At 60.6% G+C, this 13,282-nt stretch carries 12 protein-coding genes and 1 tRNA gene; 8 read left to right on the top strand and 5 right to left on the bottom strand.

Going from position 1 to position 13,282, the window contains the following annotated elements; all coding sequences use genetic code 11:
- Window positions 1-735 carry a hypothetical protein gene (locus BM408_RS16050; RefSeq protein ID WP_092130870.1) on the top strand — a complete coding sequence of 245 codons (735 nt, stop codon included), beginning with the start codon at window positions 1-3 and terminating at the stop codon, window positions 733-735.
- A gap of 489 nt (window positions 736-1,224) precedes the next feature.
- Here the strand turns inward: BM408_RS16050 and BM408_RS16045 are convergent.
- Window positions 1,225-1,309: transfer RNA gene (locus tag BM408_RS16045), tRNA-Leu, on the bottom strand.
- Between the two features lie 39 nt (window positions 1,310-1,348).
- Between BM408_RS16045 and cysM the strand changes: the two genes are divergently transcribed.
- The 3 genes from cysM to BM408_RS16030 all read left to right on the top strand — a co-directional run bounded on the left by cysM (window position 1,349) and on the right by BM408_RS16030 (window position 3,225).
- On the top strand, window positions 1,349-2,251 hold the full coding sequence (gene cysM, locus BM408_RS16040) for a cysteine synthase CysM (RefSeq protein ID WP_092130869.1): 903 nt from the start codon (window positions 1,349-1,351) through the stop codon (window positions 2,249-2,251).
- 115 nt (window positions 2,252-2,366) lie between these two features.
- On the top strand, window positions 2,367-2,903 hold the full coding sequence (locus tag BM408_RS16035; RefSeq protein ID WP_092130868.1) for an NUDIX hydrolase: 537 nt from the start codon (window positions 2,367-2,369) through the stop codon (window positions 2,901-2,903).
- A 94-nt stretch (window positions 2,904-2,997) separates the two neighbouring features.
- A complete protein-coding gene (locus tag BM408_RS16030; RefSeq protein WP_092130867.1) occupies window positions 2,998-3,225 on the top strand; it encodes a sulfurtransferase TusA family protein in 228 nt (75 codons plus the stop codon).
- A gap of 39 nt (window positions 3,226-3,264) precedes the next feature.
- On the opposite strand, the gene galU is transcribed toward BM408_RS16030, so the two are convergent.
- On the bottom strand, window positions 3,265-4,182 hold the full coding sequence (gene galU / locus BM408_RS16025) for a UTP--glucose-1-phosphate uridylyltransferase GalU (RefSeq protein ID WP_092130866.1): 918 nt from the start codon (window positions 4,180-4,182) through the stop codon (window positions 3,265-3,267).
- A gap of 126 nt (window positions 4,183-4,308) precedes the next feature.
- Here galU and BM408_RS16020 point away from each other — a divergent pair, with 126 nt between their 5' ends.
- Window positions 4,309-5,328 carry an NAD(P)-dependent oxidoreductase gene (locus BM408_RS16020; RefSeq protein WP_092130865.1) on the top strand — a complete coding sequence of 340 codons (1,020 nt, stop codon included), beginning with the start codon at window positions 4,309-4,311 and terminating at the stop codon, window positions 5,326-5,328.
- A gap of 81 nt (window positions 5,329-5,409) precedes the next feature.
- On the opposite strand, the gene BM408_RS16015 is transcribed toward BM408_RS16020, so the two are convergent.
- The 3 genes from BM408_RS16015 to BM408_RS16005 all read right to left on the bottom strand — a co-directional run bounded on the left by BM408_RS16015 (window position 5,410) and on the right by BM408_RS16005 (window position 10,442).
- Window positions 5,410-8,337 (bottom strand): valine--tRNA ligase, encoded by a 2,928-nt coding sequence (locus BM408_RS16015; RefSeq protein WP_092130864.1) that lies wholly within the window; start codon window positions 8,335-8,337, stop codon window positions 5,410-5,412.
- 114 nt (window positions 8,338-8,451) lie between these two features.
- Window positions 8,452-8,652: a DUF2783 domain-containing protein gene (locus tag BM408_RS16010; protein ID WP_092130863.1), complete on the bottom strand. Its 201-nt coding sequence runs from the start codon at window positions 8,650-8,652 to the stop codon at window positions 8,452-8,454.
- Complete coding sequence (locus BM408_RS16005; RefSeq protein WP_092130862.1) at window positions 8,649-10,442, bottom strand: FAD-dependent oxidoreductase; 1,794 nt, start codon at window positions 10,440-10,442, stop codon at window positions 8,649-8,651. Before BM408_RS16005 ends, BM408_RS16010 begins: the two co-directional genes overlap by 4 nt.
- A 296-nt stretch (window positions 10,443-10,738) precedes the next feature.
- Between BM408_RS16005 and BM408_RS16000 the strand changes: the two genes are divergently transcribed.
- From BM408_RS16000 to BM408_RS15990, 3 genes are all read left to right on the top strand, one after another.
- Window positions 10,739-11,161, top strand: coding sequence for a rubrerythrin family protein (locus BM408_RS16000; RefSeq protein WP_074580377.1), 423 nt, complete (start codon window positions 10,739-10,741; stop codon window positions 11,159-11,161).
- A 101-nt stretch (window positions 11,162-11,262) separates the two neighbouring features.
- On the top strand, window positions 11,263-12,612 hold the full coding sequence (locus BM408_RS15995) for a (Fe-S)-binding protein (protein WP_092130861.1): 1,350 nt from the start codon (window positions 11,263-11,265) through the stop codon (window positions 12,610-12,612).
- Between the two features lie 18 nt (window positions 12,613-12,630).
- Window positions 12,631-13,221: a DUF3501 family protein gene (locus tag BM408_RS15990; protein ID WP_092130860.1), complete on the top strand. Its 591-nt coding sequence runs from the start codon at window positions 12,631-12,633 to the stop codon at window positions 13,219-13,221.
- Window positions 13,222-13,282: the final 61 nt, after the last annotated feature.

Below are 13,282 nucleotides of genomic sequence, written 5' to 3'. Positions count from 1 at the left end.
ATGGCTGCAGAGGGAAATTCAGTTCTTTTACCTCTTGTGATCGGTGGGGTAGGGGCCATCGCAGCGATCTATGTGAAGGAGGCTGTTCAGGCAGCGCTCAAACGACAGATCATGCTGGGCCAGCTCCAAGCCTATGTGATGCATTGGAGGGGACTGGTAATACGCCACCTTCATGCTGTACAGCTCTATAACACCATCGAAGAACGCGAAAAAAAACTCACCGAATCCTTGACGCGAGGACGCGAGGCGTTTAATGCCCAACATACGGAGAACATCGGAAGGCGGGATGAGATAAGGACGAAGATCAAAGAGGCGCTGCAGGAAGTCGTTGATGACGGGAAAAGCTTTGACAAGTCCTCCATGACCTCGGCCGTATTCGGGGCAGGTCTGGATGGGTTTGTGACAGCTCGCCAGTACCTGATGGATGGAAAAACGTTTATTAGCGACAACGATGCGGCACACCTGGGACCGGCAATCGCACTTTCCACTGTGGCTTTTCGCGCCTCGGCCGCACAGATCTTATTGGCCCTCGAGGGGATCGTAAAGATGATGCAGGCGATTGATAACAATACAAAAAAGAGCGATGTTGCGACTGTGATCTCTTCGTTTGTCGACGCTTTCGTTTTGGACGGAGAAAATTTCTTCGTCCACCTTATCCGTTTAGAGCGCCACGTACAGGTTGCTCGCCGACGCAACTTACTGCAGCTGACTGGGGATGTATTTCGTGGGCGATAATTTCAAGATGGTCGATGCGATCGACTACCAATGAACAGGCTAATCATTGTCAACCCTTCACTTGCTGTAACGCACGCCCAGACAAAACCGACGTCACTTGGGCCGCAGCGCAATTTGCCGCGCCCGGTCCACCATTTATCCAGGACTCCGTATCGTTAAGAGTAGGTTCAAGGTCGTAGTGCTGGGCTTCGTACGTCTCGATTAGCGTACCTAGCGTCTCTTCCGGCCGAATCTGCTCGTCAGCACCGTGAATGAGCGGCGGGCGATCTGGTTACATATGCGGCGGAAGGCTTCAACTAAGCCGGTCGGGCGTCGCATGTCTCGAACCGGCAGCCCTTAGCGGGCTATGCCTCCGCGCCCGTGCCATCAACCTTTGCAACCTTGCCGTGAAACCGGCGAATCATATGGTTATTCGCGAGAATTCTGCTTTGCAGAACGGATGCGGGATTCTTTGCAGAACAAGATATCAATTTCATAGCAAGAAAGCTATGGTGCCCGGGGCCGGAATCGAACCGGCACGCCTTGCGGCGGGGGATTTTGAGTCCCCTGCGTCTACCAATTTCACCACCCGGGCTGCGAGGAGCGAAGCCTCAAATTATGGCACAGTGTGGCTATGAACTATCCAACCATTGAAGACGCGATTGGCAAAACGCCTCTGGTCGCGCTGCAACGTATTTACGCCGCCGAAAACGCCGCCCGCGGCAACGTCATCCTGGGCAAGCTTGAAGGCAACAACCCCGCCGGTTCCGTCAAAGACCGCCCTGCGCTTTCCATGATCAAGCGCGCTGAAGAGCGCGGCGACATCAAGCCCGGCGACACGCTGATTGAAGCCACTTCAGGCAACACGGGCATCGCCCTGGCCATGGCGGCCGCCATCAAGGGCTACAAGATGGTGCTGATCATGCCGGAGGACCTGAGCATCGAGCGCGCCCAGACCATGAAGGCGTTTGGCGCCGAATTGATCCTCACGCCCAAAAGCGCCGGCATCGAATACTCACGCGACCTGGCCGACCAGATGCAAAAAGAGGGCAAAGGCCGGGTGCTGGACCAGTTCGCCAACCCGGACAACCCGCGCATCCATTACGAGACCACCGGCCCCGAAATATGGACAGATACGTCAGGCAAGGTGACACATTTTGTCAGTGCGATGGGCACAACCGGCACGATTACCGGCGTTTCGCGCTATTTGAAAGAGAAAAACCCGGCCATCAAGGTCATAGGCGCCCAGCCCAGCGAGGGTTCGCGCATCCCCGGCATCCGCAAATGGCCGCAAGAATACCTGCCCAAGATTTACGACGCCCGCCAGGTCGATGAACTGGTGCTGGTGAGCCAGTCCGACGCCGAAGACATGTGCCGGCGCCTGGCGCGCGAGGAAGGCATTTTTGCCGGCATCTCGGCCGCCGGGGCGCTGTGGGTGGCGCAGGAGATCGCCAAAACCGTGAAAGACGCGGTGATTGTGTTCGTTGTCTGCGACCGCGGCGACCGTTACCTTTCTACCGGCGTTTTTCCGGCCTGACGCGGGTTTGCAAGCCAAATCAGGCTGTCGGCCTTGTCTGACGGGCTCAGGCAGCTCCTGAAACAATAGCGGCTGCTGCGTCTTCTTCCTTCCCTTTTTCGCTTAAACCTCCACCATGACCCACGAATTCCGGTTTTGCCCGAACTGCGCCACGCCGCTGGCCCTGGTGTCCCAGATGGAAGACGGCGGTGAAAAGGCCCGGCTGCGCTGCCCAGCCTGCGGCTTTACCCACTGGAACAACCCCACGCCCGTGCTGGCGGCGGTGATTGAATACCACGGCCAGGTCTTGCTGGCGCGTAACGCCGCCTGGCCGGGCAAGATGTTCGCGCTCATCACCGGCTTTATGGAGGCGGGCGAAACGCCCCAAGGCGGGATTGAACGTGAAATCAAGGAAGAAACCAACCTGGACACCACATCTCTGGACTTGATCGGCGTTTACGACTTCCAGCGTATGAACCAGGTGATCATTGCCTACCACGCCGTCTGCACGGGGGATGTGAAGCTCTCGCCGGAACTGGTGGACTACCGGCTTTATGACCTGGACAAGCTCAAATGCTGGCCCGCAGGCACGGGCTACGCGCTGGCCGACTGGCTGCGCACGCGCGGGCATGAGCCGGAGTTTGTCGAATGGGCCAAGCGGGCTGAAGAATAGGGCCTTGCATGGTGCCCAGCCCCAGCTAACTGGGGTAAGGCCCGGTGAAGGGCTTTTGCGCTTTGCTTAAAATCGCGGCAACCCAAGGATTTTCATGAACATCGACAAAGAACTCGACACCCGCGGCCTGAACTGCCCGCTGCCCATTTTGAAGGCCAAAAAGGCGCTGACGGAAATGCTTAGCGGTCAACTGCTTCGTGTGGTGTCGACGGATTCGGGCTCGACCCGCGACTTCCAGGCGTTTGCTAAGCAAACCGGCAATGAACTGGTTGAGCAGCAAGTCGCCGGCAGCGACTTCATCCACGTGCTCAAACGTCGTTGAGCCTTGCCGGCCCGCGTCAAAGCGGGCGGCCCCAGTGATTTACGCCTGCTTTCTGCGTTCCCGGCCTGACCAGCCGATCTGCAGGTTATCAAGGTAATTGCGGAAGTACACGCCCACCTCGGGGTGCTCCAGCGCCAGCTCGACCGTGGCTTCCAGAAAGCCCTCCTTGCTGCCGCAGTCGTAGCGCTTACCTTCGTACTGGAAGGCGTAAACCGCCTCTTTGCCCAGCAGGCTTGAAATGCCGTCGGTGAGCTGCAGCTCGCCGCCCACGCCCGCCTTTTGCTGGCGGATGTGCTCAAAGATCGCCGGTGTCAGGATGTAACGCCCGGCCACCCCCATGCGCGACGGAGCCACTTCGGGCGCCGGTTTTTCCACGATTTTGTTGACTTTCATCAGGCCCGTGCTGGCGCCGTCGGTGGCGACGATGCCATAGCGCTTGGTCTGGTCCTGCGGCACTTCCTGCACCGCCAGGATGGATTGCTGCAGCTTGTTGAACTGCTCGGCCATCTGGGCCAGCACCGGTTTGCCGCCCTTGGGGCCCACCATCAGGTCATCGGCCAGCAAGACCGCAAAAGCCTCCTGGCCCACCAGGTGCTCGGCGCACAGCACGGCATGGCCCAGACCCAGGGAACGGGGCTGGCGGACATAGGAAAAGTTCATGTCGTCGGGCTGAACGGAACGCACCAGCTCCAGCAAGGCATGCTTCTGGGCTACCTCAAGCTCGTTTTCAAGCTCGTAAGCAGTATCAAAGTGGTCTTCTATGGCCCGTTTATTGCGTCCAGTCACGAAAATCATGTGGCGGATGCCCGCCGCATAGGCTTCTTCCACCGCATATTGGATCAGCGGCTTGTCGACAACGGGGAGCATTTCCTTGGGCTGCGCCTTGGTGGCGGGTAGAAACCGGGTGCCAAGACCGGCAACCGGGAAGACAGCTTTATTTAATGTAAATTTTTGCATCGACTTTAATCGGGGAAAAGGCTAAAGTGTTGCGTTGTTGATACAGCGCGCGGGTCGGACAAACGCTCGACTTGATGTGCGCATATCACGCAATCTAAGTGGTCTGCAGGAAAAAGGACTGACTGGGTGGACATCTTACTTCTTGACGCGCTGGTGCCAGAGGCAATGACCTGGCTCGAAACCAGACATAGCGTGGGATACCATCCCGAGCTCGCCGACGACCTGACTTCCCTGCGCAAGGCCGCCTACAAGACCAAGGGCATCGTCTTTCCACGGCAAACCGTGGTCACGCGCGAGTTCCTCGACTTCCTGCCCAAACTCAAGGCCGTGGGCCGCCTGCACGTAGGCACGGACAACACCGACCTGGAAGCCTGCAAGGAGCGCGACATCAAGGTCGTGCATGCCAGCAGCGCCAATGTGCGCTCCAACGCCGAATACCTTTTAAGCAGCCTGCTGCTGTTGTACCGCCGCGGCCTTGTCTCGGCGCTGATGGGGCGCCGCCACCCGACCACGCAAATGGGCCGTGAGCTGCACGGCAGTACGGTCGGCATCCTGGGCCTGGCGCCGACAGCGCACACGCTGGCCGGCATGCTGAGCGGCCTGGGCGTGCGCCTGATCGGCTATGACCCGGCGGTTCACCACACGGCGCCTATCTGGGAGCGCCTGCGCATACAACCCGTGTCATTGCCCGAGCTGATGAGCCAGGCCGACGCGGTGTCGGTGCAGATGCTCTACGCCACGCGTTTCCGTGCTTTTGTGAACGATAAACTGCTGGCCGCCTGCAAGCGCAACCAGCTGTGGGTCGGCATCAGCCGCAGCGAGCTGTTTGACGAAAGGGCGTTGGCTGCTGCTCTGTGCGACGGCCGCATCGAGGCCTGCATCCTGGACGGCGCCGAAGCCAGCTTCCTGGGCGACACTTCGCCGCTCAAGGGCCTGAAGAACCTGTTTGTCACGCCGCGCCTGGGTTCACACACGCGCGAAGCGCGCCTGCGCTCGAGCTGGTACGTGGCCCACCGCATGCACGAAGCCATAGGCGCGGCGCAGCACAGCGGCATGGACCAGTTGCCGAGCGCGCCCATGGAACTTGAATTGCCGGGGGCTGTGTCGCCATCGCAGTGGTCTGAGCCCGAGTTCATGATCCGGTGAAGGCCTTCAGGGCCGCACAATAAAAAAGCCCCGTTGATCGGGGCTTTTTTGTGGGCGGCTGTTAGCCGTTATTGCTGGCTGCTATTTCAAGCGAGCGAGTTGCTCACGGATCTTGGCCAGTGCCGCCTGGTTATCGGCCAGGCGCTTGCATTCCTGCTCCAGCACGGCGGCGGGCACCTTGCTGACGAAGGCTTCGTTGGCGAGCTTGGTCTCTGACTTGGCAATCTCTCCCGTCAGGCGTGTTTCTTCCTTTTGCAGGCGAATCTTTTCTGCCGCCAGATCGACTTCCATGTAAAGACACAGGCGCGCCTCGCCGACGATGGCAACAGGCGCGGACTGTGCCGCCGCGACCCAACTGGTTTCATCGTCGAACACCTTCACTTCGCTGAGCTTGGCCAGTGCCTTGAGCAGCGGAGCGATGTCCTGCATGAAGGCCGCGTCACCCAACACATAAAGCGGCAGGCGCGTGGCTGGCGAGACCTTCATCTCGCCGCGCAGGTTGCGGCAGGCATCGACCAGCGTCTTGAGTTTGGCGACGTGCGCTTCGGCTTTTTCGTCGATCTTTTCGGGCTGGCTTTGCGGGTACGGCGCTACGCCGATGAACTTGCCCGTTTTGCCGGCGACAGGCGCCACGGTCTGCCAGAGTTCTTCGGTGATGAAAGGAATCACCGGATGCGCCAGGCGCAAGATGGCCTCGAGTGTGCGGATCAGCGTGCGGCGCGTGGCGCGTTTTTGCGCATCGGTGCCGGTCTGGATCTGCACCTTGGCAATTTCCAGGTACCAGTCGCAGAACTCGTCCCAAACAAACTGGTAGATGCTGCCGGCGACGTTGTCCAGGCGGTATTCGGCAAAGCCCTTGGCCACGTCGGCTTCCACGCGCTGCATGGTCGATGAGATCCAGCGGTCGGCCTGCGAGAAGCTCAGGTAGTTGTGGAACTCGCCGCCGGGTGCGCACTGCTCTTTGGTGTGGTCTTCCAGCCCGCAATCCTGGCCTTCGCAATTCATCAGCGTGAAGCGGGTTGCGTTCCAGAGTTTGTTGCAGAAGTTGCGATAACCCTCGCAGCGCTTGCTGTCGAAGTTGATGCTGCGGCCCAGGCTGGCCAGCGCGGCAAAGGTAAAGCGCAACGCATCCGCGCCGTAGCCGGGGATGCCCGCCGGGAATTCCTTCTCGGTGTTCTTGCGCACCTGCGGCGCGGTCTCGGGCTTGCGCAGGCCTTGCGAGCGCTTTTCCAGCAAAGGCGCCAGCTCAATGCCGTCGATCAAGTCGACCGGGTCCAGCACATTGCCTTCGGACTTGCTCATCTTCTTGCCCTGCGCGTCCTTCACCAGGCCGTGGATGTACACGTGCTTGAACGGCACCTGGCCGGTGAAATGCGTGGTCATCATGATCATCCGGGCGACCCAGAAGAAGATGATGTCGTAGCCGGTAACCAGCACGCTGGACGGCAAAAAGAGGTCCAGCTCTTTCGTTTTCTCAGGCCAGCCCAATGACGAGAAAGGCACCAGCGCCGACGAATACCACGTGTCCAGCACGTCCTCATCGCGCGTGAGCTTTTTGCCCGGCGCCTGTTTCTGCGCTTCTTCTTCGCTGGTGGCGACATAGACCTTGCCGTCTTCGTCGTACCAGGCCGGGATCTGGTGGCCCCACCAGAGCTGGCGCGAAATGCACCAGTCCTGGATGTTGTTCATCCACTGGTTGTAGGTGTTCACCCACTGCTCGGGTACAAATTTGACTTCGCCGCTGGCCACCGCATCGCGGGCCTTTTGTGAAATGGATTTCCCGGTCGGGTCCTGGTCGCTCACTTTGCTTAGCGCCACAAACCACTGGTCGGTCAACATGGGCTCGACCACCGCGCCGGTGCGCGCGCACACCGGCACCATGTTTTTATGCGGCACGGCTTTTTCGAGGAAGCCTTGCTCCTCGAGATCTTTCAGCACCGCCTTGCGGCAGTCATAGCGGTCCAGGCCCTGGTACTGCTTGGGGCCGTTTTCGTTGATGTGCGCGTCCAGCGTGAAGATGGTGATCAGCGGCAGGTCGTGGCGCAGGGCGACCTGGTAGTCGTTGAAATCGTGCGCACCGGTGATCTTGACCACGCCGCTGCCGAACTCAGGATCAACGTAGTCGTCGGCAATCACCGGGATTTTGCGGTCGCACAGCGGCAGGTCGACCATCTTGCCCAGCAGGTGTTTGTAGCGCGCGTCGTCCGGGTGCACTGCGAGTGCGCCGTCGGCCAGCATGGTTTCGGGCCGTGTGGTGGCGATGTGCATGCCGCGCAGCGGCGAGCCGTCAGCGGCCTGTTGCGGGCCGTCGCTGAAGGGGTACTCGATGTGCCACATGAAACTGTCGCGCTCTTCGTTCTCGACTTCCAGATCGGACACGGCGGACTTGAGGATCGGGTCCCAGTTCACCAGGCGCTTGCCGCGGTAGATCAGGCCTTGTTTGTACAGCTGCACAAAGGTCGAGGTCACCACCGTCGACATCTTCGGGTCCATGGTGAAGTACTCGTGCTTCCAGGCCACCGAGTCGCCCATGCGGCGCATCTGGCGCGTAATGGTGGTGCCGGACTCTTCTTTCCATTCCCACACTTTGGCGACAAAGTTTTTGCGGCCCAGGTCGTGGCGGTTTTTGCCTTCGCCCTGCAGTTTGCGCTCCACCACGATCTGCGTGGCAATGCCGGCGTGGTCGGTGCCGGGCACCCACAGCGTGTTGTGGCCGCGCATGCGGTGGTAACGCGTGAGCGAATCCATGATGGTCTGGTTGAAGGCGTGGCCCATGTGCAGCGTGCCCGTCACATTGGGTGGCGGCAGCTGGATGGAGAAAGAAGGCTTGGCCGCGTCCAGTGCGGGCTCGTACTGGCCGCTTTGCTCCCACTCGGGGCCCCAGCGGCTTTCAATCGCGGCCGGCTCGAACGACTTGGCCAGGCTGTCCAGCCCCGGTGTGGCGACTTTTACGGCCTCAGGAGCGGTGTTGGCGGCATCGGAAAGGGCAGGGGCGGCAGCGTTGGTCATGGGGCAATGAAAAACGGCATCGAAGGGATGCCGCCTTGGGTTGGGTGAAACACCCTTGATTTTATTCGACTGGGCGGCCTTTCTCCCCGGCAACCCGGGGTGGCCCGCGCCAACTCAGGTTTTGCGCGCCGCGGCCACGCAGGCTTTCAGCACCGCCGTGTCGCCCAACTGGTTGGCCATCAGCAGGATGAGCCGGGCGTTCAGCAGCTCGGACTCCTCCCGGGAGAGGCCCTGGTGGGCGTCCAGCAGGCACTCATAAAACGCGTCTGCGTCCTGAAAATGCAGGCGGGTCATCAAGGGGGTGTCGGGCTTCATGCGGACTCCTTTGCATCCAGGCTGATGTGCGCGCCCATAGCGCTCGCCACCGCGTGGACGACCGAGGCATCCACGCTTTCGCCCGTCGCGGCAACATGGCCGTCGGGCCGTAACAGCGCCCAGGCGTGGCCAAAGACATGGCAGGTCGCCTGCAAATGGCCGTCCCTGTCCATCACATGTTCCATCGCCGTGGCACGGTCGTCCTGCCCCAGCACCTGCACGCAGCGGATGCTGGCTTCTTTTGAAAGCGCCGCCAGCCGCGCCAGCCCGGCGCCGGAGACATCACCAAACACCAGCAGCAAGAGCCGCCCGTGGGCCCAGGCCAGTAAATCGAGCAGTTCGCCCGGGCTGCCGTCAGCCCAGGCAAAGCCGACGTTTTGTGTGGCCCGTCCGCCCGCAGGCCCGCAGACGCCTGAGCGCGTGTAGTGGTTGGGCGCCGACATGCGCCCGGTGTTGACGAGCTGCCGCGCAAACAGGTGCTCACGCGCCAGGCTCAGCGCCGCCGTGCGAAACAGCCGCTCCGCACCGTCAGCCGGCCGCAAAAAGCGCGCGGTGCGGTTGGTGACCAGCACGTTGTGCTTCGCGGCTTCGTGCCGTTCGTGGTGGTAGCTGTCCAGCAGCGCAGGCGCGGCGCGGCCCTGCAACACTGCGGCCAGCTTCCAGGCCAGGTTGTCCGCGTCCTGTACGCCTGAGTTGCCGCCCCGCGCGCCGAAGGGGCTCATCACATGGGCCGCATCGCCGGCAAAAAAAACGCGGCCATGGCGCAGGCTGTCCAGGCATTCGCTGCGGTAGGCATAGGGGCCGACCCAGACGATTTCGTAGTCGGTATCGTCCAGCACCTGGCCCGCCTGGCTTTTGAACTGCGCCTTCAGCCGGGCGCGCACCACGTCTTCGCGGCTGACTTCCTCGGGGTTGGCGTGCGGCGGCATCTGGTAGTCGATGCGCCAGACGCCGTCGGCCATCAAGTGTTGCCACACGGCCCGCCCTTCGTTAAAGGGCGCCTCGATCCAGGTGTGGCGCTCCACCGGCGGCGGGTTTTTAAAGCGCACATCGGCAATGCACCAGCGGTCATCGCCTTTTTGCGCAGTCACCGTCGCGCCGCACCAGGCGCGAAACGGGCTGCGCGAGCCGCTGCAGTCAATCACATGCTCAGCTTGCAGGGTGTAGCTGCCGGCAGGCGTTTCCAGCTGCAGTGTGGCGACCTCATCGTCTTGCTCAAGCGCCGTGACGCGGTGGCTCCAGCGGATGTTGACAAAGCGGTCTTCAGGCGCGGGCCGGCAGAGCTGCTCGACCAGAAAGCCCTCGACATAAAACTGCTGGATATTGATAAAAGGCGGCTGGCGGCTCAAGGAATGTGTCTGCTGCTGGCGCAGGTCAAACGCATACACCTCGTCGGCACCGGCAAAGGTGCGGCCCACGCTCCACTGCACACCCTTGGCGGCAATGCGCTCATAGATCCCCAGACGTTTGAAGATCTCCAGCGTCTTTTGCGCGTAGCAGATGCCGCGCGAGGATGCGCCTTTGACACCCACCGTGTTGTCTTCGTCCAGCAGCACGGCCCTGATGCCGTAGTCCGCCAGCGCGCAGGCCAGCGTCAGGCCGGTGATGCCGCCGCCCACGATGACGACGGGGTGGCGTTTGACTTCGCCGGTGCGCAGTTCTGGCGGTGCCACAAAGGGGTACTCGGGCAGGGTATAGCCGGTGCCTTGGGCGAATTCATAGCCGTTGGTAAAGGGCGTGCTCAGCGCGGCCTGCGCCTTGTCGGCGCGGGCGGTGGTTGTCTCCGGCATGGCGATTTCCTGTGAATTTACCTATTCGTAATCAATTTACCATAACGTAATTTGAGGTGGCCTTTGCCTGGACACCTTTGCACGATACGACTATGGCTGGCCAGGCTTCAATTGAGAATTGTTATCAACTAGACGAGTTGAATAGCTTTTGTTAATTCCGTACATTGATTCCAGCAATTAGACGAAGCCGCCCAACAGGTCTAAGGTGTTCTGGTCTTCGGTCCTGCGCCGGAAGTCCGGCTTTGGTTTGAAGCATTGGCGATTTGTTCATCCATCAACCCACGAAGGAGATTTCCATGGCTGCTCTTAAAGGCTCCAGGACGGAAGAGAACCTGAAAGCCGCATTTGCCGGCGAATCACAGGCCAACCGCCGCTATCTGTATTTCGCGAACAAGGCTGACGTTGAAGGCCAGCCCGATGTCGCGGCGCTGTTCCGCTCTACCGCGGAAGGTGAAACCGGCCACGCCCACGGCCACCTCGAATGGCTGGAGCAATGCGGCGACCCCGCCACCGGCCTGCCCTTTGGCGGCACGCGCGACAACCTCAAGTCCGCCGTCGCCGGTGAAACCCACGAGTACACCGACATGTACCCCGGCATGGCCAAGACCGCCCGCGACGAAGGCCATGACGAAGTGGCCGACTGGTTTGAAACGCTGGCCAAGGCCGAGCGCTCACACGCCAACCGCTACAGCAAGGCGCTCGCCGAGCTGGTCGACTGATCCACCTCTCGCTGCGCCGCAAGGCGTGGCGGGTTTTGGAAAGGACTGCAGCACAAGAGTCTTTTCTCAAACCCACGTGAGATTCAAAAGAAGAGGCAAGCATGGCCACAGAAGGCAACCTCCAGGCGCCCACGCGCCACGCGATCGACTGGAAAAACCCGGACTTCTATAACGAGGAGGCCGCCTTCCACGAGATGGAGCGCATCTTCGACATCTGCCACGGCTGCCGCCGCTGCGTGAGTTTGTGCGGCGCCTTCCCCACGCTGTTTGACCTGGTCGACGAAAGCAAGACCGGCGAAGTCGACGGCGTGGACAAGAAGGACTACATGAAAGTGGTCGACCAGTGCTATATGTGCGACCTCTGCTACATGACCAAATGCCCTTATGTGCCGCCGCACGAGTTCAACCTCGACTTTCCGCACACCATGCTGCGCGCCAAGGCCATCAAGTTCAAAAACGGCGAAGTCGGCGCGGGTGAAAAGTTTCTGTCGTCTACCGACGTGCACGGCCAGTTCGCCGGCATTCCCATCGTGGTCCAGGTGGCCAATGCGGTCAACAAAACCAAACCGGCCCGCGCCGCGATGCAGAAGGTGCTGGGGGTCGACAAGAACGCCTGGCTGCCCGACCTGGCTACGAAGAAGTTCCGCTCAGGCGCACTTGAGTCACCGCCGCATGCGGTGAAAGACGGCGCCAAGACTCCCGGCAAGGTAGTGATTTACTCCACTTGCTACATCAACTACAACGAGCCCGGCATAGGCCACGACCTGCTCAAGGTGCTGGACCACAACGAAGTGCCTTACGTGCTGGTTGAAAAAGAAAAATGCTGCGGCATGCCCAAGCTCGAGCTGGGCGACCTCGCCTCGGTCAACACCAGCAAAGAGGCCAACATCCCGGTGCTGGTGAAGTACGCCAAAGACGGCTACGCCATCCTCAGTGCCGTGCCCAGTTGCACGCTGATGTTCAAGCAGGAACTGCCGCTGATGTATCCCGACGACGCCGACGTGCAGCTCGTCAAGGAGCATATGTGGGATCCGTTTGAATACCTGATGGCCCGCAAGCGCGACGGCCTGCTGAAGACCGAATTCCCCACACCGCTGGGCAAGATCAGCTACCAGATTCCCTGTCACGGGCGGGTGCAGAACATTGGGAAGAAGACTGAAGAAATGCTCAAGATGGTGCCAGGCACCAGTGTGCACACGCATGAGCGCTGCTCGGGCCATGCCGGCACTTTCGGCGTCAAAGTGCCTTACCACCAGCAGGCGATGAAGATCGGCAAGCCGCTTTTTAAGGCCATGGCCAGCCATAAAGACGGCGGCCTGCCCGACGTCATCAGCAGCGACTGCCCGCTGGGAGGCCACCATATTGCGCAGGGCTTTGACGTCAATAGCCTGGGCGCGCCGCCACAGAAACATCCGCTCACGCTGATACGCACGGCCTACGGACTGAAATAAAACGCACGAGAAGCCGCCATGAAGACCACCGGAAAGATCACCCGCGAGTCCCTGATGACGCTGGAGGCCTACAGCAAGTACCGCAAGGAAAACAAGCCCGCCATCATCGCGCACCGCAAGCTGCGCAGTGTGCGCCTGGGCGAGCACATCAACCTGCAGTTTGAAAGCGAAACCAGCATCCGCTACCAGATCCAGGAGATGCTGCGCATCGAAAAAATCTTTGAAGAAGAGGGCATAGACCAGGAGATCGAAGCCTATGCGCCCTTGATGCCCGACGGCAGCAACTGGAAGGGCACCATGATGCTGGAGTACCCCGATATCAATGAACGCAAGCGTGAATTGGCTCGACTCATAGGCGTGGAAGACCGCATGTTTGTCGAAGTCGAAGGCCATGCCCGTGTTTACGCCATTGCCGACGAAGACATGGACCGGGAGAACGACGAAAAAACCTCGGCCGTGCACTTTGTGCGCTTTGAGCTGAACCCTGCCATGTGCGCGGCCGTCAAGGCCGGCGCCAGCGTGAAGCTGGGTTGCGACCACACGCATTACCCGGCGCACACCACGATTGCGGCGGAAACGCTTGCCTCGTTGGCCAGCGATCTGCACTGAAGCGGGGCTTTGTGGGCACTCACGCCGTGGCGACACGCGCCTGTCGTAAAGTGGGGGTTTC

Origin of the sequence: Polaromonas sp. YR568, from assembly GCF_900116715.1 — a bacterium.
Lineage (GTDB): Bacteria > Pseudomonadota > Gammaproteobacteria > Burkholderiales > Burkholderiaceae_C > Polaromonas.
Note: the sequence above shows the minus strand (reverse complement) of the source record. Positions and strands in the feature narration are given on the sequence as shown.